This window comes from Mesorhizobium sp. M0904, assembly GCF_040319475.1.
Lineage (GTDB): Bacteria > Pseudomonadota > Alphaproteobacteria > Rhizobiales > Rhizobiaceae > Mesorhizobium.
This window is the reverse complement of the sequence record NZ_JAMYOC010000011.1, coordinates 137,350-156,268: the sequence shown is the minus strand read 5'-3', so window position 1 is coordinate 156,268 and position 18,919 is coordinate 137,350. Positions and strand designations below refer to the sequence as shown.

21 protein-coding genes are annotated in these 18,919 nt (G+C 63.3%); 11 read left to right on the top strand and 10 right to left on the bottom strand.

Translation table 11 applies throughout. The annotated features are described in order from the left end of the window. The first annotated feature begins 74 nt into the window (after positions 1 to 74). The gene (locus NKH80_RS14010; protein ID WP_352751758.1) at positions 75 to 1,094 is read left to right on the top strand and encodes a LacI family DNA-binding transcriptional regulator; all 1,020 of its coding nucleotides are present in this window, start codon (positions 75 to 77) and stop codon (positions 1,092 to 1,094) included. Positions 1,095 to 1,343: 249 nt separating this feature from the next. Beyond that, positions 1,344 to 1,967: a L,D-transpeptidase gene (locus NKH80_RS14005; RefSeq protein ID WP_352506035.1), complete on the top strand. Its 624-nt coding sequence runs from the start codon at positions 1,344 to 1,346 to the stop codon at positions 1,965 to 1,967. A gap of 155 nt (positions 1,968 to 2,122) precedes the next feature. On the opposite strand, the gene NKH80_RS14000 is transcribed toward NKH80_RS14005, so the two are convergent. The 3 genes from NKH80_RS14000 to NKH80_RS13990 all read right to left on the bottom strand — a co-directional run bounded on the left by NKH80_RS14000 (position 2,123) and on the right by NKH80_RS13990 (position 5,630). After that, positions 2,123 to 3,124, bottom strand: a complete 1,002-nt coding sequence (locus NKH80_RS14000) for an LLM class flavin-dependent oxidoreductase (protein ID WP_352506034.1) — start codon at positions 3,122 to 3,124, stop codon at positions 2,123 to 2,125. A 150-nt stretch (positions 3,125 to 3,274) separates the two neighbouring features. Then, positions 3,275 to 4,435, bottom strand: a complete 1,161-nt coding sequence (locus NKH80_RS13995; protein WP_352477022.1) for an AI-2E family transporter — start codon at positions 4,433 to 4,435, stop codon at positions 3,275 to 3,277. A gap of 133 nt (positions 4,436 to 4,568) precedes the next feature. Next, positions 4,569 to 5,630, bottom strand: coding sequence for an LLM class flavin-dependent oxidoreductase (locus NKH80_RS13990; RefSeq protein WP_352992016.1), 1,062 nt, complete (start codon positions 5,628 to 5,630; stop codon positions 4,569 to 4,571). 229 nt (positions 5,631 to 5,859) lie between these two features. Between NKH80_RS13990 and NKH80_RS13985 the strand changes: the two genes are divergently transcribed. Next, complete coding sequence (locus NKH80_RS13985) at positions 5,860 to 6,288, top strand: DUF6481 family protein (RefSeq protein ID WP_023718183.1); 429 nt, start codon at positions 5,860 to 5,862, stop codon at positions 6,286 to 6,288. Positions 6,289 to 6,467: 179 nt separating this feature from the next. Here the strand turns inward: NKH80_RS13985 and NKH80_RS13980 are convergent, their stop codons facing one another. After that, the gene (locus NKH80_RS13980) at positions 6,468 to 6,593 is read right to left on the bottom strand and encodes a hypothetical protein (RefSeq protein WP_013528464.1); all 126 of its coding nucleotides are present in this window, start codon (positions 6,591 to 6,593) and stop codon (positions 6,468 to 6,470) included. 215 nt (positions 6,594 to 6,808) lie between these two features. Between NKH80_RS13980 and NKH80_RS13975 the strand changes: the two genes are divergently transcribed. The 3 genes from NKH80_RS13975 (at position 6,809) to NKH80_RS13965 (ending at position 9,190) form a co-directional block, all read left to right on the top strand. Beyond that, entirely contained in the window at positions 6,809 to 7,618 is an 810-nt protein-coding gene (locus tag NKH80_RS13975; protein ID WP_254815869.1) for a transglutaminase-like domain-containing protein, read from the top strand. Positions 7,619 to 7,740: 122 nt separating this feature from the next. Continuing rightward, complete coding sequence (locus NKH80_RS13970; protein ID WP_352477025.1) at positions 7,741 to 8,706, top strand: cation diffusion facilitator family transporter; 966 nt, start codon at positions 7,741 to 7,743, stop codon at positions 8,704 to 8,706. Positions 8,707 to 8,785: 79 nt separating this feature from the next. Next, positions 8,786 to 9,190: a GFA family protein gene (locus NKH80_RS13965; protein WP_352506031.1), complete on the top strand. Its 405-nt coding sequence runs from the start codon at positions 8,786 to 8,788 to the stop codon at positions 9,188 to 9,190. Positions 9,191 to 9,229: 39 nt separating this feature from the next. Here NKH80_RS13965 and NKH80_RS13960 read toward each other — a convergent pair whose 3' ends face one another. Continuing rightward, complete coding sequence (locus NKH80_RS13960; protein WP_352992013.1) at positions 9,230 to 10,492, bottom strand: DNA recombination protein RmuC; 1,263 nt, start codon at positions 10,490 to 10,492, stop codon at positions 9,230 to 9,232. A 103-nt stretch (positions 10,493 to 10,595) separates the two neighbouring features. Between NKH80_RS13960 and def the strand changes: the two genes are divergently transcribed. From def to truA, 4 genes are read left to right on the top strand one after another with little or no spacing between them, the layout of a single operon-like run. Next, complete coding sequence (gene def, locus NKH80_RS13955) at positions 10,596 to 11,126, top strand: peptide deformylase (RefSeq protein ID WP_352477028.1); 531 nt, start codon at positions 10,596 to 10,598, stop codon at positions 11,124 to 11,126. Between the two features lie 16 nt (positions 11,127 to 11,142). After that, positions 11,143 to 12,072, top strand: a complete 930-nt coding sequence (gene fmt, locus NKH80_RS13950) for a methionyl-tRNA formyltransferase (protein ID WP_352506063.1) — start codon at positions 11,143 to 11,145, stop codon at positions 12,070 to 12,072. Then, positions 12,069 to 12,578, top strand: a complete 510-nt coding sequence (locus tag NKH80_RS13945) for a GNAT family N-acetyltransferase (RefSeq protein WP_254815873.1) — start codon at positions 12,069 to 12,071, stop codon at positions 12,576 to 12,578. Before fmt ends, NKH80_RS13945 begins: the two co-directional genes overlap by 4 nt. An 18-nt stretch (positions 12,579 to 12,596) precedes the next feature. Beyond that, on the top strand, positions 12,597 to 13,352 hold the full coding sequence (truA, locus tag NKH80_RS13940; protein ID WP_352477029.1) for a tRNA pseudouridine(38-40) synthase TruA: 756 nt from the start codon (positions 12,597 to 12,599) through the stop codon (positions 13,350 to 13,352). Here the strand turns inward: truA and NKH80_RS13935 are convergent. Both NKH80_RS13935 and dapE read right to left on the bottom strand, forming a co-directional pair. Continuing rightward, on the bottom strand, positions 13,334 to 13,942 hold the full coding sequence (locus NKH80_RS13935) for a transporter (protein ID WP_254815875.1): 609 nt from the start codon (positions 13,940 to 13,942) through the stop codon (positions 13,334 to 13,336). The two genes, truA and NKH80_RS13935, sit on opposite strands and share 19 nt — an antisense overlap. 2 nt (positions 13,943 to 13,944) lie before the next feature. Then, positions 13,945 to 15,144, bottom strand: coding sequence for a succinyl-diaminopimelate desuccinylase (gene dapE / locus NKH80_RS13930; protein WP_352686422.1), 1,200 nt, complete (start codon positions 15,142 to 15,144; stop codon positions 13,945 to 13,947). A gap of 128 nt (positions 15,145 to 15,272) precedes the next feature. Here dapE and NKH80_RS13925 point away from each other — a divergent pair, with 128 nt between their 5' ends. Beyond that, the gene (locus NKH80_RS13925) at positions 15,273 to 16,304 is read left to right on the top strand and encodes a 2-dehydropantoate 2-reductase (RefSeq protein WP_352992011.1); all 1,032 of its coding nucleotides are present in this window, start codon (positions 15,273 to 15,275) and stop codon (positions 16,302 to 16,304) included. Here the strand turns inward: NKH80_RS13925 and NKH80_RS13920 are convergent. The 3 genes from NKH80_RS13920 to NKH80_RS13910 form a co-directional block, all read right to left on the bottom strand. Beyond that, positions 16,294 to 17,394 carry a diguanylate cyclase domain-containing protein gene (locus NKH80_RS13920; RefSeq protein WP_352539949.1) on the bottom strand — a complete coding sequence of 367 codons (1,101 nt, stop codon included), beginning with the start codon at positions 17,392 to 17,394 and terminating at the stop codon, positions 16,294 to 16,296. The two genes, NKH80_RS13925 and NKH80_RS13920, sit on opposite strands and share 11 nt — an antisense overlap. Before the next feature lie 335 nt (positions 17,395 to 17,729). Then, positions 17,730 to 18,518: a hypothetical protein gene (locus tag NKH80_RS13915; protein ID WP_352992009.1), complete on the bottom strand. Its 789-nt coding sequence runs from the start codon at positions 18,516 to 18,518 to the stop codon at positions 17,730 to 17,732. 21 nt (positions 18,519 to 18,539) lie between these two features. Next, positions 18,540 to 18,917 (bottom strand): DUF805 domain-containing protein, encoded by a 378-nt coding sequence (locus NKH80_RS13910; protein WP_352455974.1) that lies wholly within the window; start codon positions 18,915 to 18,917, stop codon positions 18,540 to 18,542. Positions 18,918 to 18,919: the final 2 nt, after the last annotated feature.

Sequence of the window (18,919 nt, the reverse complement as noted above, 5' to 3'; positions counted from 1 at the left end):
CCGTGGAGTGGTGAAACGTTTCGAAAATGACAGCGTCAGGACGAAAAAAGCAGCGCAAATTCACTGCTCCGACCATGCTTCACGTGGCCGAGGCCGCGCGTGTTTCCGTGGCCACGGTGTCGGCGCTGATCAACGGCACCGCGACCGTCAGCCCCGAGCTCAGCCAGCGCATCGAACAGGCGATCCGCGACATCGGCTACAAGCGCAACGCCATTGCCCGCAGCCTGAAGATAGGCACCACACGCACCATCGGGCTCACCGTCCCCCACATCACAAACCCGTTCTTCACCGACGTGGTTTCGGTCATCCAGCAGGCTTTCGACAGGGCCGGTTACGCCGTCATGCTGTGCTGCACCGACGAGCACCTGAACACGCAGGACGACCAGATCAGATTGCTGCTCGACCGCATGGTCGACGGACTGATCGTCGCGCGTGTCGGCGACGGCGCGATCCTCAAACCGATTGTCGACGACGCCAATGTGCCGGTCGTGCTGCTCGACCGTGTTTGCCAGGGTGTCGACACCGATGCCGTCGTTCTCGACAACCAGCGCGCGGTGTTCGACGCCATCACCTACCTGATCGATCTCGGCCATCGGCGCATCGGCTACATCTCCGGCTCGTTCGATATCTCGCCGATGCATGACCGCATGGCGGGATACCGCGAGGCCCTCCAGGCCGCCGGCCTGCCGGCCGAGCCCGAGCTCGTCCGCTTCGGCAACTTCCATGAAGTCGACGGCTACAACGCCACCATGCAGCTGCTTTCGCTGCACGACCGGCCGAGCGCCATCTTTTCGGCCAACAACCCGATGGTGATCGGCACGATGAAGGCCATTCGCGATATCGGCCTGTCCTGTCCGGAGGATATTTCGGTCGCCTGCTTCGACGACTTTCCGTGGTCGGATGTGTTCCGGCCGCAATTGACCACGGTCGCACAGCCGGTGCAGGCGATTGGCGAGCAGGCGGCCAATCTGCTGCTCGACCGGCTCGCCGGAAACAGGGATGCGCCGCCGCGCAAGCTGACGCTCAAGGGTCGCCTGATGATCCGCAATTCATGCCGTCCGCTAGGTGCGACTGCGCAGAGCGTCAGCGCGTAGCGCTTGGGCTCCGTTCAGAAACTTTGCAATGCCGGACGGACCAGCGGTCCCCCTGTCCTGCCGACCCGGGCCTTCGCAGCCACTACGGGCGTTCGTCGTTCGAAAACCGAGCAATGGAAGGACGCGGCGCCGATCGAGCCAAGTGGCCAACGGTCAGCCAGCCGACAGTCAGGAAAATCTTGGCAATCGAAGCATGTCTGGAATATGACGAGATGCGGCTGATCGTTCACACGGGCGCCGGCTTGAGTCATGCGCGTGAAATCGATCCTAATCGGGCTGGTTCTTGCTGGGATGGCCGTATTCTTCGGCTGCACTACCAGCGGCGCATTAAAGACTTTCCCCTCGGCCTATGGCGGCCTCACCGACGCCGGTTTTCGCGTTCCGCCGGTTCCGATCTACAAGGTTGACCCAAAGTTCCATCGGCAGACAGTACCTTATGCGACTGAAGAGGCGCCGGGCACCATCATTGTCGATACAGGAGCGAAGTTCCTCTACTACGTGTTGGGAGACGGTCAGGCGCTGCGCTACGGAATCGGCGTTGGCAAGGCGGGCTTCGAGTGGCATGGCACTGCTCACGTTGCGAGGAAGCGCGAATGGCCGGATTGGAGCGCGCCGTCTGCGATGATCGTGCGCGAGCAGAAGCGAGGCCGCATCATACCGGCCCATATGGAGGGCGGACTCATGAACCCGCTCGGGGCGCGGGCGCTCTATCTTTTCAACGAGAAAGGTGACACTGGATATCGCCTGCACGGTAGCCCTGAATGGTGGTCCATCGGCAAAGCTGTGTCGGCTGGCTGCATTCGCCTCATGAACCAGGACATCATCGATCTCTATGACCGCGCCACAATCGGCACCAAGGTGATCGTCATTTAGTGGACGCCGCGTTTCCCGCAAACGGACGAGCATGAGGATCGAAAACCTCCGCGTAAAGCGCGCGAAATGTTCGCTGTGTCTTCGCACACCTGTTCGCGAGGTTCCCTGCCCAAGGCCGGCCTTGCCCGCAACAGTGGCAAGTGGCGAACCAACTCTCAGGCAGCTTCCGACAGCGATTTGTGAGCGTCGGCCAGGATCTCGAACGAGCGCACCCGCGCCGCATGGTCGAAAATCTGCGCTGTGACCATCAGCTCGTCGGCGCCGGTGCGGCGCACGAAGGCCTCGATGCCTTGCCTGACCGTTTCGGGAGAGCCGACGACGGCGCAGGAAAGCGCTTGGCCGAGCATGGTCTTGGCCATTGGATCGAGGTCGCGCTCATATCCTTCGACCGGCGGCGGCAATCGGCCGGGCCGGCCGGTGCGCAGATTGACGAAGGCCTGCTGCAGCGAGGTGAACAGCAGCCGCGCCTCGGCATCGGAAGGAGCGGCGAAGACGTTGAGGCCGAGCATCACGTAAGGCTTGTCGAGCTGCTCCGAAGGCTGGAAACGCGAGCGGTAGATCTCCAGCGCATGGTCGAGCTCGGCCGGCGCAAAATGCGAAGCGAAGGCGTAGGGCAGGCCGAGCATGGCGGCAAGCTGCGCGCCGTAGAGGCTGGAGCCGAGAATCCAGATCGGCACCTTTTCGCCTTCGCCGGGCACCGCGCGGATGCGTTGGCCGTCTTCGGCCGGTTGGAAGTAACCCATCAGCTCGACGACGTCCTGCGGGAAATTGTCGGCGCCAGCATCGAGGTTGCGGCGCAGCGCCCGTGCCGTGGCCACGTCGGTGCCGGGCGCCCGCCCGAGGCCGAGATCGATGCGACCAGGATGCAGAGCGTTGAGCGTGCCGAATTGCTCGGCGATGACCAGCGGCGAATGATTGGGCAGCATGACGCCGCCGGCGCCGACGCGTATGGTCTTGGTGCCGCCGGCCACATGGGCAATGACCACCGAGGTGGCGGCGCTGGCGATGCCCGGCATGTTGTGGTGCTCTGCCAGCCAATAGCGCCGGTAACCCAGCCGCTCGGCATGCCGGGCGAGATCGAGCGAATTGGCGAGTGACTGCGAAGCGTTGCTGCCTTCGACGATCGGCGACAGGTCGAGAACGGAAAGAGCGGTCATCGGCGCGGGTTTCCTGTGGGCCGAACGGATGTAGGAAGCCGTTGCCGAGGCGGCAAATTCAAAATGTTGATTGAGCACTGCAGGCACAACGGACGTGCCACCGATGCAAGGTCGTGATCCAATCGGGGGACGTTTTTGACCCTTAAGCCGCTACTTTTTCGCCTCGTGAATTTCTTCGTCCTCGATCACCGCCGTATGCTGCGCCGCGAGGAAATTGCCGACATGACTGAGGCCGTCGAAATGATCGCAGAACACCTTGATCACGACCAGCAGCGGCACCGCCAGCAAGGCGCCGACGAAACCCCACAGCCAGGACCAGAAGGCGATGGCGATGAGGATCGCCACTGCGTTGATCTCAAGACGGCGGCCGACGACCGTCGGCGTCACGAACTGGCCTTCGACGACATCGCACATAAGGACGAAGGCCGGCGCCAGCAGCGCATAGGAAATCGTGTCGAAGCTGATCAGCGCGATGATCGTGACCAGCGTGATGGTGGTCAGCGCCCCGATATAAGGCAGGAAATTGAGCAGAGCCGCTGCCGCGCCCCAGACCTGCGCGTTGGGCACGCCGAGCGCCCAAAGGCCGAGCCCGATGACAATGCCGAGACATGTATTGATCACCGTGACGGTAAGCAGATAATGCGAGATTTCACGTTCGACGTCGTAGACGACGCGCAGCGCCCGCTTCTTTTCGCTGAGACTGGGGAAGGACTGGACGATCTTTTCATAGAACATCGTGCCCGAGGCGAGCAGGAACAGCGACAGGACGAAGACGATGGTAACGCTGACGCCAGCCGACAGCACATTGCCGGCCGCCTGCGAGAGAATACCGGATGGCGCCATCGCCACCCTCTGAACGCCCGGCTCCTGGGAAGTCTGTGTCAGGCCCTCGATCTGGCGCGAAATCTCCACGATCCGTTCGAACGGACGGCGCAATTGTGCCAGACGTTCGGTAAGCTGCTGGCCGATCGTGGAGGTGTTGTTGATGAGGTCGATGACCGGGCCGCTGAGCAGATATCCCGCGACGGCGACGAGGCAGAACGAAAGCAGCACCAGCAGTGTCGCCGAAATGACATCGGGCATGCCATGCTTGCGCAGGAAGCGAACGATCGGCGTCAGCGTCAGCGCCAGCAGGAAAGCCAGAATGACCGGCATGAAGAAGGCGCGGGCGAAGTAAAGCGCGTAGATCGCCATAAGGATGAAGATGCCGACGAGCAGCGAACGCATCAGATGCGCATCCGCCCGTGCCTCGACGCGCGGATCCGGGCTTTCGGCAGCGCTTGCGCCCGAAGCGGCGGGTTCGGCTTTCATTCTGACCCTCGGCGGCACACCGCGATTGGTGCAGACCGTTGGCGAAAACGCCTCTGTCGCTTCAAGGTTCCGTTAGCCGGCGTCACCGGCAAGGCCGCCGCGCGGCCTTGCCAATGAATCAGGTGACTGGGAATCAGGCAACCGGTGCCGCCACGGCGGGAACGGCCCTCGCAGTTTCCCGGCGCACGATCGGCGCCACCTTGGTGCCGTAGAGTTCGATGGCCTTCATCACCTTGGCGTGCGGCATGGTGCCGATCGCCATTTGCAGCAGGAAGCGGTCGTTGCCGAATATCCTGTGCTGGGCAATGATCTTCTCGGCCACCTGTTCTGGATTGCCGACGAACAGCGCGCCGTTTGGGCCGCGCGATTGGTCGAAATGCGCCCGCGATGTCGGCCCCCAGCCGCGCTCGCGGCCGATACGGTTCATCACCTCGGCCTGCGGCCCGTAAAAATCGTCGGCTGCCTGGTCCGTGCTGTCGGCGATGAAGCCGTGCACGTTGAGACTGGTGGCAAGGCTTGCCGGATCGTTGCCGGCGCGTCTGGCTGCATCCCTGTAGATGTCGAACAGCGGTGCGAACCGCGCCGGCTCGCCACCGATGATCGCCAGTGCCAGCGGCAACCCGAGCACGCCCGCGCGGGCGACGGATTGCGGCGTTCCACCGACGGCGATCCAGATCGGCAATTTGTCCTGCAAGGGCCGGGGATCGACGCCGCGATCATTGATCGGAGCGCGCAGACTGCCCGACCAGGTCACCTTGACATTATCGCGGATGGCGAGCAGCAGGTCGAGCTTCTCGGCGAAGAGCTCGTCATAATCTTCGAGATTGTAGCCGAACAGCGGAAAGGACTCGATGAACGAGCCGCGCCCGGCCATGATCTCCGCCCGGCCGCCGGACAGAAGGTCGAGGGTGGCAAACTGCTGGAAGACGCGCACCGGATCGTCGGACGACAGCACGGTGACAGCGCTGGTCAGCCTTATGCGCCTGGTTCGTTCGGCGGCCGCCGCCAGTGCCACAACCGGAGCGGAGGCAGCGTAGTCGGGACGGTGGTGCTCGCCGAGACCAAAGACGTCCAGCCCGACCTGGTCGGCGAGCTCGATCTCCTCGATCAAGTTGCGCAGCCGCTCGTGCGCACCGATCGCACCGGGACCCGGTTCCGGGCTGACGTCGGCGAAAGTGTAGAGACCGAGTTCCATAGTGTGTCATCCCAGGGTTTGTCCTGGCGCTACAGGTAGCGATCAGTCCGCCGCCCCGCCAGATGCCTGGATGGTGAACAGTGCGGGTGCCTCTCAGCCGAATTCAATCGAAATGGCGTCTCCCGGCTGCAACAGATCAGAATTTCATGGCTGGCATACCGTTTTGGCGCTTGAACTCTCGGTTTTCACGCGTATGTAAGCCTCGCAAATTGACTTCAGGGAAGTGGAATTGGCTATCTATAGGGAAAAAGACGTTTTCGAGCGGCGCAATGCCGCGAACGAGGCAAAGAAGGCGCTTCTGGAGCGCTTCAAGGCAAAGCCGGCGGCAGATGATCCAGCGGTGCTGGCACGACAGGCCGAGCGCAAGGCGATCCTCGAGGCCCGCGCGATACGTGAGGCCGAAAAGGCCAGGCTGAAGCAGGAAAAGCTGGCGCGCGAAGCGGCCGAAAAGGCCGAGCGCGAGGCAGCCGCCGAAGCGGCACGCATCGCCGCCGAAGAGGCCGCACAGGCCGAAGCGAAGATCCGGGAAGCTGAAGAGAACGAGCGCATCGCCCGTTTTCTTGCCGACGAGGCCGAACGCAAGGCCAAGCGTGACGCCCGCTATGCCGCGCGCAAGCAGCGCACCGGCAGGACGCCGCCCGGCTTCTCCGCGCGATAACGCCTTCCGGCACTGATTCAAGCCATCGGAACGCTCCGTTTCGATGGCTTTCGGCCGATTTCTTAAATGCGCGAAATCTATCTTCGCCGCATCCATAGGGGATGCGCGTGAGCTTAGTGAACAATCATACCGGCCGCGTTTGCGGCCGGTCGAAATAAGCCGAAACGGTAGCTGCGGCCCTACTTGTCCTTCAGCTTCATCGCCTTCACCGGCGGTGCCTTCAGGGCCGGCGCCGGAGCTGGTTTCTTCGCGTCCTTCTTCGGCTTGCGGGCTTCCTTGCCTGCCTTCATCGCACCCTTAGCCATGATTCGTTCCTCCAGTTGACGTCTGGCGAAGTGAAACAAGAGAAAACGCTCGACTGCAAGAGGCCGCTGCCGGGCAGTCGCCCTGACCGATGGCTGTTAACCGGTTTCTAATTCCCTCGTAAACCGCAGCGGTCCGTGCCATGGTCTTCTTCGCACTGCAGCATCAGCCCTCGCGTTTCGCCGGCTGATGATCAGGCAGGCCGGTCAGGACGACAATGCGGATCCACATCGGTTGCCAGATGAGCTTCGACTTCCCGCAGGAAACACCGCTGATCGCGATGCTAAATGTCCATTATTCGCGCGCATCCGATCTTGAGCGGCCGGACTTCCTGACGTCGAACCCGCCGGTGCCGATCGAGAGCTACCGCGACAGTTTCGGCAATTGGTGCAACCGTCTCGTTGCGCCGGCCGGGCGCTTTGCCTTCGGCACCGACGCGGTCATCCGCGACCCCGGCTCCTTCGAGACGCGCGAGCTGACGGCGTGGCAGCACGAGGTGCGCGATCTGCCGTCGGAGACGCTGCTGTTCCTGCTGCCCAGCCGTTATTGCGAGAGCGACGTGCTGTCGAATGAAGCGTGGCGGCTGTTCGGCAGCACCCCGCTCGGCATTCCGCGCGTCCAGGCGGTCTGCGACTTCGTCCATAACCACATCGTCTTCAACTACTTCAATGCACGGCCGACACGCACCGCCGCCGAAGCCTATCGCGAGCAGAGTGGTGTGTGCCGCGACTTTGCTCACCTCGCTGTTGCCTTCTGCCGCGCCCTGAACATTCCAACCCGCTACTGCACCGGCTATATCAGTGACATCGGCCTGCCAAAGCCGTGGTCGGACATGGATTTCGCCGCCTGGATGGAGGTCTATCTCGGCGGCCGCTGGCACGCGTTCGACCCGCGCAACAACGCGCCGCGCATCGGCCGTATCCTGATCGCCTCCGGACGCGATGCCGCTGATGTGCCGCTGACCCACATTTTCGGGCCGGGCGCGCTGGCTGGCTTCAAGGTCTGGACGGACGAGGTCGTCGAATAGCCCCGCCCCGCCCTTTTGGATAACTGACTTTGTGAACAACTCGGCGCTTCAGGCGTTGTGAGAGCTGTGGAGCGTGGGCGGACGCTCCGCCAATCTCGGTGCATCAACCAAGGCAGCACACCATGGCGGCGCATGGCGGGTCGAAAAAAGTGATCTATGCGGCGCTCGCCGGAAATCTTGCGATCGCACTGACCAAATTCGCCGCTGCCTTGTTCACGGGCAGCTCGGCAATGCTCTCGGAAGGCGTCCACTCGCTCGTCGATACCGGCAATGGCAGCCTGCTGCTTTACGGCATGCACCGTGCCGCGCGCCCGGCCGACCGCACGCATCCGCTCGGCCATGGCCGCGAGCTGTACTTCTGGAGCTTCATCGTTGCGCTCCTCGTCTTTGCACTGGGCGCCGGCATATCGTTCTACGAAGGCGTGACGCACATCATGACGCCGGAGCCGATTGCCAACGCCAAGGTGAACTACGCTGTCCTTGGCCTTTCCTTCCTCTTCGAAGGCACCTCTTGGCTGGTGGCGCTGAAGGAGTTCCGCCACCAAAAAGGCAGCCACGGCTGGCTCGAGGCGGTGCAGCTCAGCAAGGATCCTAGTGTCTACACCGTACTCTTCGAGGACAGCGCGGCACTTCTCGGCCTCGTTGTCGCCTTCGCCGGGATATCGGCGGCGGAACTGCTGGACATGCCGAAGCTCGACGGCGCCGCGTCGATCGGCATCGCGCTGATCCTGGGCGCAACCGCGATCTTCCTGGCGCGCGAAAGCAAAAGCCTGCTGCTCGGCGAGCCGGCTTCGCCCGAGGTGCAAATGAAAGTATTGGACATCGTCCAGCAGGACCCGGCGGTGCAGCGGGCGAATGGCGCGCTGACGCTGCATATGGGTCCGCAGGAGATCGTCGCCGCTCTGAGCATCGAGTTCGAGGACCACTTGTCGGCGCCCGAGATAGAGACCTGCGTCGAACGCCTCGAGACGCGGCTGAAAGCGGAGATGCCGGAGGTGACGCGGCTGTTCGTCAAGCCTCAGACCACCGGCACCTGGGAACGCCGGAGCAAGGCCTTGGCGGGGGCATCCGGACAAGAACCGGCCTAAGGAAAATGGCTTGAGGAAATCGATGCGCCATCGGACAGTCCCGGTTATGATCGCAGGCAAAAGCTCGGGAGGAACGAAGATGAAAATCGACGGCGGGTGTCATTGCGGCGCCATCACTTACGAGGCCGAGGTCGATCCGGAAAAGACCACCATTTGTCACTGCATCGATTGTCAGAAGCTAACCGGAACGGCCTTTCGCGTCACCGTGCCGGCGTCCCAGGACAATTACAGGATCACCAAGGGCAAGCCGAAAATCTACATCAAGACCGGTTCGAGCGGCGCCAAGCGCGCCCAGGCGTTTTGCGGTGAGTGTGGCTCGCATCTCTACGCCACGTCGGCGGGCGAGGGACCGAAGGTTTACGGCATCAGGGTCGGCACGGCACGGCAACGCGAGCAACTGGTGCCGAAAAAGCAGATCTGGCACCGCTCGGCGCTGCATTGGCTGCCGGAATTCGAAGGCACGACCATCATCGAGGAGCAGTAGCGCCAGATCCGGGTGAAGCCTCCGGTTCCGGCGTAGCTCTCAATCGTCGCATTCGACGACCCTTAGCCTCAACTGCCCGGTTTTCGAATCAGCGACGCGCGGGCTGCTTTCCGCTTTTGCTCCGCTGCCATTCGAACCAGCGGTATCCTCCGCCGGCTGCACGCCAAACTCCAGCGCCTCGATCTTTTGTCCGCGCCGGGTCACCTTCGATGTCGAGACCAGGATGTCGTCGATATCCTTGGCCGATTGACCGAAATGCGTCTGCAATTTGCGCACCCGCTCGTCGAGCCGGGAGACGTCTTCCATTAGCCGGATGACCTCGCCCTGGATCAGGTGCGCCTGCTCGCGCATGCGGGCATCCTTGAGGATTGCCTGGATGACCTGAATCGACAGCATCAAAAGCGATGGCGAGACGATGACGATCCGCGATCGATGCGCCTTTTGGACAACGGCCTCGAAATTCTCATGGATTTCGGCGAACACCGATTCCGAGGGCACGAACATGAAGGCGGTGTCCTGCGTCTCGCCCTGGATCAGGTATTTTTCGGAAATATCGCGGACATGCACCTCGATGTCGCGGCGGAAAGCCTGTGCTGCCGACTTCTGCAGGTCGGCGCCTTCGGCGGCACGGATGGCATTCCACGCCTCGAGCGGAAACTTTGCGTCGATGGCAAGTGACGGCGCGCCGTTCGGCATCTTCACCAGGCAGTCGGGCCGGCTGCCATTCGACAAGGTCGCCTGGAATTCATAGGCGCCGTGCGGCAATCCGTCGGCGACGATGGCCTCCATGCGCGACTGGCCGAAGGCGCCGCGCGTCTGCTTGTTGGAAAGGATCGCCTGCAATTGCACGACCTGGCCGGCCAGCGACTGGATATTGCCTTGCGCGATATCGATAACCGCCAGCCGTTCCTGCAGCTTGGCGAGGCTCTCATGCGTCGATCTCGTCTGCTCGGTCATGGTCTGGCCCAGGCGGCCGGTCATGGCATCGAGGCGCTGGCCGATCGACTGGGTCAGTTCCGCCTGGCGCGCCCCGAACACTTCGGCGATGGCGCCCATGCGGCCTTGCATTTCCGCCTGGCTTGCCAAGATGCCGGCCATCCGCACCTCGGCGTCACGGGCGTGGTCGGCGGCTTCGGCGGCCGCCACTGCACGCGCCTTGGCCGATCGCCAGAGCGCAACGACGAGCGCCACGAACAGTCCAAGGAACAGCATTGCGCCGAAACCCAGGGCTTGGCCGAGCGTGAGCGTGGTGGCGCCGAGGCGGGCGACAGGTTCGGACAGGATGGTGGCCAGATCGTTCATGCCGACAGCATAGATGATTCGGTCTGCCGGCACAGATCAAAACGTGAACGACCCGAAGCCGTCCCGGTTGACGCTTTTCCTGCGAGGTCTTAGGTGAGACGCCATGTCGATCAAGCCGCTTATCATCCTCCCCGATCCCGTCCTGCGCCAGGTTTCAAAACCGGTCGAGCGTGTCGATGGCGATTTGCGCAAACTGGCCGGCGACATGCTGGACACTATGTATGACGCGCCCGGCATCGGCCTCGCAGCGATCCAGGTCGGCGAACCCTTGCGCATGCTGGTGATCGACCTCGCCAAGGAGGACGAGACGCCGGCGCCGCACGTCTTCATCAATCCCGAAATCCTTGAAAGCTCCGACCAGCGTTCGGTCTATGAGGAAGGCTGCCTGTCGATCCCCGATTACTATGCCGAAGTCGAGCGCCCCGCCGCGGTGCGGGTGAAGTATCTCGATCGCGACGGCAAGCTGCAGGAGATCGAGGCCGAGGGGCTGATGGCGACCTGCCTGCAGCACGAGATCGACCATCTCAACGGCGTGCTGTTCATCGACCACATCTCAAAACTGAAGCGCGACATGGTGGTCAAGAAGTTCAAAAAGCTCGCCAGGGACAAGGCGCCGGGCAAGATGGTGGGATAGGGGTCGACGAATGCCCCTGCGTGTCATCTTCATGGGTACGCCCGAATTCTCCGTGCCGACGCTGCGGGCGATTGCCGGGGCCGGGCACGGGTTGACCGCCGTCTATACGCAGCCGCCGCGCGCCGGCGGCCGGCGCGGGCTCGAACTGACGCGGTCGCCGGCGCAGCGCGAGGCGGAGCGGCTGGGCGTCGAGGTGCGGACGCCGGTGTCGCTGAAGAGCGAGGCGGAGCAGGAGGCGTTCCGCGCCTTGCGCGCCGACGTCGCCGTGGTCGTCGCCTACGGGCTGCTTCTGCCCAAACCCATTCTCGAGGCGCCGCGGCTCGGTTGTCTCAATGGCCACGCATCGTTGTTGCCGCGCTGGCGCGGCGCTGCCCCTATCCAGCGCGCCATCATGGCCGGCGATACCGAAACGGGCATGATGGTGATGCGGATGGACGAAGGCCTCGACACCGGGCCGGTGGCAATGGTTGAAAAATGTCCCATTGGACCCGACATGACGGCCGGCGATCTGCACGACCGGCTGATGGTCCTCAGTGCTGCGCTGATGGTGCAAGCGCTCGAGCGGCTGGAGCGGAATACGCTGACATTTACCACACAGGCGGAGGTGGGGGTGACCTACGCCAAGAAAATCGATAAATCGGAGACTCGCATAGCCTGGCTGCGACCTGCTGGCGACGTGCACAACCAGATTCGCGGCCTGTCGCCCTTTCCCGGTGCATGGTGCGAGGCCGAAATCGGCGGCCGTGTAGAACGGCTGAAACTGCTTCGCTCGACGCTCTCGCAAGGCGCCGGCGAACCGGGAGGAATTCTCGATGACCGGCTGACGGTCGCCTGCGGGTCAGGCGCGATCAGGCTGGTCGAAGTTCAACGTGCGGGCGCAAGGCCCATAGCCGCGCAGGAGTTTCTGCGCGGGGCCAAGCTCGAAAAAGGAATGAAATTGTCATGAGCATGATGTCCATACGCGCGGCGACGCCGCGGGACCGCGAGGCGATCCGCCTAGTCGAAGAACACGCATTCGGCCAGCAGACGGAGGCCGGACTGGTCGACGCGCTGGTCACCGGCGGTGATGCCGTCGTCGAACTGGTGGCGGACGAAGACGGGCAAGTGGTCGGGCATATCCTGTTTTCACGGCTTTTCGTGCAGAATGGCGGCAAGAGCTTCCCGGCGGTGGCTTTGGCTCCTTTGGCGGTCGAGCCGTCGTTCCACGGCACCGGCATCGGCGGTGCGCTGGTCCGCGAGGCGCATATCCGCCTGAAGGCTGCTGGCGAGACGCTCGCCGTGGTGCTCGGCGATCCCGCTTACTATGGACGTTTCGGTTACAGCCGCGCCCGTGCAGCGAAGTTCGAGAGCGAGTACCAAAGCGAGGCTTTGCAGGCGCTTGCCTGGGGCGAGGCGCCGGAGACCGGCAGGCTGGTCTACGCCTCGGCCTTCGGCTCAGCCCTCGCCGCCTGATTTCGCTTCGATCCGGGAATGCCGCGTTTTCGCCTCGACATCGAATATGACGGCAGTCTCTTCGCCGGCTGGCAGCGCCAGGCCAACCAGCCTTCGGTGCAGCAGGCGATCGAGCAGGCGATCGAGAAGTTCTGTGGCGAGCAGGTTTCGCTGCGCGCCGCCGGCCGCACCGATGCCGGCGTCCATGCGACCGCTCAGGTGGCGCATGTCGATCTGATCAAGGCATGGCCCGGCGACAAGGTGCGCGACGCCGTCAACGCGCATCTGCAGGCGGCCAAGGTGCGCATCGCCATCCTGAAGGCCGCCTCCGTGCCGGATGGTTTCGATGCGCGTTTCTCGGCGATCGGCCGCCATTACCTCTACCGCATCGTCAATCGCCGCGCGCCGGCGGCGCTCGACAAGGGCAAGATCTGGTGGGTACCGAAGCAGCTCGATGCCGGGGCCATGCACGAAGCGGCAAAGGTGCTGCTTGGCCGGCATGATTTCACCACCTTCCGCTCGACCCAGTGCCAAGCCTCCAGCCCGGTCCGCACACTCGACCGGCTGGATGTCAGCCGGGCGGGCGATTTCATTGAGGTCCGCGCTTCGGCGCGCTCATTCCTGCACAACCAGGTGCGCTCTATGGTCGGCTCGCTCAAACGCGTCGGCGAAGGCGGCTGGACTGTTGCCGACCTCAAGGCGGCGCTTGAGGCGCGCGACCGTGCGGCCTGCGGTCAGGTGGCGCCGCCCGACGGGCTGTTTCTCGTCGGCGTCGACTATCCGACGCCTGGCTGATCCGGAACGCTGATCCCGAGCAGCGCCTGCAGTCCGAACAGGACGATCAGCGAGGCCACGAACATGCCGGCAAAAACGGCGCTGCCGACGGCCGCACCCCTGCCGATCGCAACGTTGGTCATCCGCCAGGTCAAGACCATCGACAGCGCGAACAACAGCAGCGACACGAGTCCGGAGACTTCGTTGGCCGACGTCAGGAAAAGCCGGATCAACGCCGATGGCAGCATCATCCAGGCGATGATCGCCGAGGCCCAGTTGCTGGCCACGACATAATGGACGAAACGGCCGCCGACGCCGACCCGCGGCGCCACCAGCGCGAGGCCTATGAGCGGCAGCACCCAGGCGCCGATATCGACGGTGGCCAGGCGGATCAACATGCTGAAACGGCCGACGAATGCGTTGGGGTCGCCGATCTCGTTGGCAATACCGACCCAGCCGACGATCAGTGCCGGCGCCGCGACGACGATGGCAAAAAAGGAGTTCCAGAATCCGTCCGCCGAAAGGTCGAGCAGGCGAAATCCGTCGGCCTTGCCGAGCATCAGCCGCCAGGCACCGGCAAGCGAAGCGTAGGTTTCATCCGCTGAAAGCATCACTAGGATATGTCCTGCGCAAACCAGTCTTCAACGAAGCGCAGATAAATCTGCGTCAGCGTCTCGAGGTCGGCAATCGCCACGCGTTCGTCGACCATGTGCATGGTCTTGCCGACAAGGCCGAATTCGACCACCGGACAATAATCCTTGATGAAGCGGGCATCGGAGGTGCCGCCGGAGGTGGAGAGCGCAGGCTTCCTGCCGGTCACCGCCTTGATCGAGCCGCCAAGCGTCTCGATCAACCTGTCGTCGCGTGTCAGAAAAACGTGGCTCGGTCCGTCGCGCCAAGCGATCTCGTAGTCGACGGGCGTCGCCTTGCCGGCGCGGTATTTCTTGCGTTTCGCCGCCCGGTCGAGGCGGTTGTGGATCTCGGCCTGGATCGTCTCGGCGGTCCATGTGTCGTTGAAGCGAATATTGAAGGTAGCCGCCGCCTTCGCCGGGATGACGTTGGTGGCAGGATTGCCGACATCGATGGAGGTCACCTCAAGATTGGTCGGCTGGAAATCCCTTGTTCCGTTATCGAAGGCGGGGTGAAGCAAGGCGTCGACCAGCGTGACCAGGCCGCGCACCGGGTTGTCGGCCAGCTGCGGATAGGCGGCGTGTCCCTGGCGGCCGTTGACGACGACCGTGCCCGATAGCGAGCCGCGCCGGCCGATCTTGATCATATCGCCGAGCGCGTCGGGATTGGTCGGCTCGCCGACGATCGCAGCATGCCATTTCTCGCCTTTGGCGGCCGCCCATTCGAGCAGTTTCGTCGTGCCGTTGATCGCCGGACCTTCCTCATCGCCGGTTATCAGCAGCGAGACCGACCCCTTCGGGCCGCCCTTCTGCGCGATGTGTCGCGCTACCGCCGCGACGAAACAAGCAATGCCGCCCTTCATGTCGACGGCGCCGCGGCCGAACATCTCGCCATTGGCGATGTCGGCTGCAAAGGGCGGGTGCGTCCAGGCTGTTTCATCGCCCACCGGCACGACATCGGTATGGCCGGCAAACATCAGATGCGGGCCGTTGCCGGAACGCCGCGCGTAAAGATTCTCTATGTCAGGTGTGCCGGATTCGGAAAACACCGGGCGCTCGACGGCAAAGCCGAGCGGCTTCAACATTTCTTCCAGCGCGCTCAGCGCACCGCCTTCGGCGGGCGTCACGGAAGCGCAGCGGATGAGAGCAGCCAGATTTCTGGTCGGATCGGTAGGCAGCGTCATGGGCAAAGCGATAGTCGAAAGCGCAGGGACTGTCACGGCCAGACATAAGGGCCAGACATGCCGCCGACATTATGGTTTTCATGTCGTATAATTGCGGCAAGGCCTCTCGACCAGGGCAGGGCCATCGCATGATCACGCATGGCAAGACAATCGTAATCGCCGGTGCCGGCAGTATCGGCTGCTACGCCGGCGGCTGCCCGATACTTGCCGGGCGACAAATGGTTCTGCCGGCGCGGCCTCGCATCGAGAAGGCGCTGCAAAAAGGTGGATTGCGCATCACCGACCGTGATGGCCGCGACCGATCCGTCAAGCCGGAGGTATTGTCGGTCACCGCCGATCCGGCCGCGGCATTCCCCGGTGCCGATGTCATCCTGCTAACGGTCAAGAGCGGCGCGACGCAAGACATGGCCGGGCTTATTGCGGCCCATGCCCGACCGGATGCGGTGGTACTCAGTCTGCAGAACGGCGTCGACAATGCCGATAAGTTGCGAGCCCATCTCACCGCCCGGCGGGTGCTCGCGGGCATGGTGCCGTTCAACGTGGCCCAATCACCGGAGGGCGAATTGCCGCTTCGCCTGCACCGCGCCAGCGGCGGCAAGGTGATGATCGAACAGGGCGCGACAGGCCTTGACGAACTGCTCGACGTCGAGGGCTTTGCCGTCGCCACACATGGTGACATCGAAGCGGTGCTATGGGGCAAGCTGCTGCTCAACCTCAACAACGCGCTGGTGGCGCTTTCCGGCCTGCCGCTGGCGGCAGAGCTTGCCGATCGCCGCTGGCGGCTGATCCTGGCCGGCCAGATCGACGAAGCATTGGCGGCAATGATGGCGACAGGCATCGAACCCGCTCGCATCGCCGGCCTGCGTCCCGCGCTGCTGCCGAAAGTGCTTCGCCTGCCCGACTGGCTGTTCAAGTTCTTGGCGCGTCGGATGCTTGCCATCGATCCGGCCGCGCGTTCGTCGATGTGGGATGACCTTCAGCGCCGCCGGCCCTCGGAGATCGGCGAACTGCAAGGCGCGGCCTTGCGTTTGGCCGAAAAGGCCGGCACGCCGGCGCCGTTGCTGAAGCGCGTGACGGCATTGGTGCGCGCGGTCGAGCAGGAAAGAGGCGGATGGCCCTGCCTGTCGCCGGAAGCCGTTGTCGCGTCCGTCAGATCGTAGCCCGCACAGGCGCCCAGTAACGGCCCTTGCCGGTGCGCTTGGCTTCGTACAGCGCATGGTCGGAACAGGTGAGCAGGATTTCCGGATCGCCGCCGTCGGCGGGTGCGAAGGCGCTGCCGACGCTCAAGCCGACATGGATGGCGGAACCGACCCCGAGGTCGAAAGGCACCGAGACCTTTTCGATGGCCCGCTTTGCCAGGTAGGTGGCCTCGATCTCCGAGGTTGCGGGCAAAAGGATGACAAATTCATCGCCACCAATGCGGAAGACCACGTCCCCCGGACGGAAGCCCCGCTTCAATCGTTCGGCCACCTTGCGCAGCAGCACGTCGCCGACGGCGTGGCCAAAACGGTCGTTGACGTGTTTGAAACCGTCGAGATCCATGCTGAGCACTGCAAACGGCTTGCCGCCATTAGCGGCCGGCGCCGCAAGGTCGCGGCACATGTCGCGCAATTTCTCCTGCAGGAAGATGCGGTTTGGCAGGCCGGTCAGCGCGTCCTTGATGGCCAGGTCGCGATTGTCCAGTTCGGCGCGGATCATGCGGGCATTGATTGCGTGGTTCTGAAGCAGCACGATGATGACGCCGACCACATAGAACGGCGTTTGAATTCCGACGATCGGCATTCCGGGCGCCGCAGAAAACAATGCACCGACCACGTAAGGCAGGCTTACGGCCAACATGACGAATATGGCGAAGCGCGGGGTCGCCGCATTGCGTGACGACACCACGCCGACGACGCCTGCGACATTCAAGGCGGCAAGTACGGAAAGCGCCATATTCCCGCTGGCAACACAGCCATAGCAGCCGAGGCCGAAAACGACCGACCAGACGCCGCTGGCTGCCATCAGGCCCGCCAGCGGCCCTTTCGAGCCGCGCCTGCGGGCCTGCTCGCATTCCCGCATCAGCAGAACGCGGACGGTGAAAAGCATCAGGTCGGCGGCAATCCAGGCGTAGGGCCACCAATCCCCGGTGGCAAGAGCGGCGCTGACTGCAACCAACAGAACGCTGATGGTGCCGAACAGGACTGCGAATTTGCGGTCGAAGGTGGTGTCGAGAAGCCGGGCGCGGACAGCTTCCGGTTCCAATTTCATCGGCGAAGAGAACCAGGCAAAGAGGCGAGCGGCGGCGCTCCACGTTTTGCGCGGCTCCTTGGTGATCAGGGATAGGTCGCTTGCCAGTCGAGCGCTCCGTGCCGGTCGACACAGTCTTCGCCGGCATGCTGGGCCAGGGTGATTAACATTCGCTTAGAGCATCCGGCGCAAACCGGGCTTTCGGAACTCCCCGCTCCGCCGCTCTGGAGCAATTCCAGGAAAAGTGTGAAGCGGTTTTCCGTCCGGAATTGCGTCAAAACAAAAAAGATAGAGCGGTTCGGCGTTTCTGCGAAACGATGAACCGCTCTAGCGGATCTGCCGCCGGGTTGCCGGTTTTAGCTTGCCGGCCCCGGTCGTCTGCGGACTGCAGGCCGGCGCGGCGGGCCCGGCTCGGGATCGGTCTTCGCCGCACGTGCCGGCTGCCCATGAGGGGTTTCGATCAGCGTGATCTTCTGCCAGATCTTTCGCGAGAGGTTCGAAGCCAGGTTCTCGATGTCATTGACGCCGTCGATGACCACGGCGTCATTCACCGATTGCGCGAACAGCGCGGCGATCTTGCCGGTGATCGACAGCATTTCGGAGCAGTAGTCGAGATAGCGGGCAAGGTCGGCGGCGTTGGTGATGCGGGCTGGCGAATGCGCAGTCGGCTTGAAACTGGCTGAAAGCGTTGCCGGATCCTTGGTCAGCTGGTGCATGTCGATGACATGGATCAGCGACCGCAACCCGTGGAGCTGGCGAAACACCCGCTTGCGCTTGATCCGCTCCTCGGAGCGAATCAGGGCCAGGAAGCCCAGCACCGCGAGGATGATCACGTTGAGGGAGGCTTCGATTCCTTGCACCGACTGGAAGGCATCGTGGTTTCCCGAGATGCGGCCAAGCGGCAGGATTGTGCCGACGAACAGGAACATCAGCGCTCCGGCGACGAAGGCGGCGATGATGAGGCCGCGCAGCCACCAGATCGGCGCCTCCAGCGCCTTGGCTGCCTTTGCCAGATCGCGCGACAGCGACACCAGCTCGGCGGCGACGCCACGCAAGCCTGCATCGGGAAAGCGCTCGGCGACGCGCCCTTCCAGCCGTTCGGCGGTTTCGAGGATCAGTTTCGGATCAAGCGAGCGGTAGCGCATGACGAAATGTCCGATCGGCGCTCAGGGTTCAGCCGGGGCATTGGTGCGCTTGCCGTAGCGGTTGGGGCCGGGTTGCCCTGGAAACAGGCAAAGCACGAGGAAAGCGATGATCGAGACAACCGGCACGAAAAGCACCAGCGCCGCAACGCCCGGCTTGTCGAGGTCGTGCAACCGCTTGACCGCCAGCACCACGTTCGACCAAAGCGAGGCAATGAAGGCGATGAAGAAAATAAACGACCACATGTTGCTCTCGGTGGTGCCTTCCGGCACCAGCGTGAAACGGTAGAGCGGGAAGGCCTGTATGATGGCCACCAGCAATCCTCCAAGAAAATAGGCCGCGCGGCTGACGCGGCCCGAAGCTTTGAAGAAAAGCCAGATGAGGTCTGATCTATCAGGCAAGC

What these genes read in the sequence shown, in the direction of transcription:
- NKH80_RS14010 (WP_352751758.1), top strand. Translation starts at nt 75, where the DNA reads ATGCTTCACGTGGCCGAGGCCGCGCGTGTTTCCGTGGCCACGGTGTCG.
- NKH80_RS14005 (WP_352506035.1), top strand. Translation starts at nt 1,344, where the DNA reads ATGCGCGTGAAATCGATCCTAATCGGGCTGGTTCTTGCTGGGATGGCC.
- NKH80_RS14000 (WP_352506034.1), bottom strand. Translation starts at nt 3,124, where the DNA reads ATGACCGCTCTTTCCGTTCTCGACCTGTCGCCGATCGTCGAAGGCAGC.
- NKH80_RS13995 (WP_352477022.1), bottom strand. Translation starts at nt 4,435, where the DNA reads ATGAAAGCCGAACCCGCCGCTTCGGGCGCAAGCGCTGCCGAAAGCCCG.
- NKH80_RS13990 (WP_352992016.1), bottom strand. Translation starts at nt 5,630, where the DNA reads ATGGAACTCGGTCTCTACACTTTCGCCGACGTCAGCCCGGAACCGGGT.
- NKH80_RS13980 (WP_013528464.1), bottom strand. Translation starts at nt 6,593, where the DNA reads ATGGCTAAGGGTGCGATGAAGGCAGGCAAGGAAGCCCGCAAGCCGAAG.
- NKH80_RS13975 (WP_254815869.1), top strand. Translation starts at nt 6,809, where the DNA reads ATGCGGATCCACATCGGTTGCCAGATGAGCTTCGACTTCCCGCAGGAA.
- NKH80_RS13970 (WP_352477025.1), top strand. Translation starts at nt 7,741, where the DNA reads ATGGCGGCGCATGGCGGGTCGAAAAAAGTGATCTATGCGGCGCTCGCC.
- NKH80_RS13965 (WP_352506031.1), top strand. Translation starts at nt 8,786, where the DNA reads ATGAAAATCGACGGCGGGTGTCATTGCGGCGCCATCACTTACGAGGCC.
- NKH80_RS13960 (WP_352992013.1), bottom strand. Translation starts at nt 10,492, where the DNA reads ATGAACGATCTGGCCACCATCCTGTCCGAACCTGTCGCCCGCCTCGGC.
- def (WP_352477028.1), top strand. Translation starts at nt 10,596, where the DNA reads ATGTCGATCAAGCCGCTTATCATCCTCCCCGATCCCGTCCTGCGCCAG.
- NKH80_RS13945 (WP_254815873.1), top strand. Translation starts at nt 12,069, where the DNA reads ATGAGCATGATGTCCATACGCGCGGCGACGCCGCGGGACCGCGAGGCG.
- truA (WP_352477029.1), top strand. Translation starts at nt 12,597, where the DNA reads ATGCCGCGTTTTCGCCTCGACATCGAATATGACGGCAGTCTCTTCGCC.
- NKH80_RS13935 (WP_254815875.1), bottom strand. Translation starts at nt 13,942, where the DNA reads ATGCTTTCAGCGGATGAAACCTACGCTTCGCTTGCCGGTGCCTGGCGG.
- dapE (WP_352686422.1), bottom strand. Translation starts at nt 15,144, where the DNA reads ATGACGCTGCCTACCGATCCGACCAGAAATCTGGCTGCTCTCATCCGC.
- NKH80_RS13925 (WP_352992011.1), top strand. Translation starts at nt 15,273, where the DNA reads ATGATCACGCATGGCAAGACAATCGTAATCGCCGGTGCCGGCAGTATC.
- NKH80_RS13920 (WP_352539949.1), bottom strand. Translation starts at nt 17,394, where the DNA reads ATGAAATTGGAACCGGAAGCTGTCCGCGCCCGGCTTCTCGACACCACC.
- NKH80_RS13915 (WP_352992009.1), bottom strand. Translation starts at nt 18,518, where the DNA reads ATGCGCTACCGCTCGCTTGATCCGAAACTGATCCTCGAAACCGCCGAA.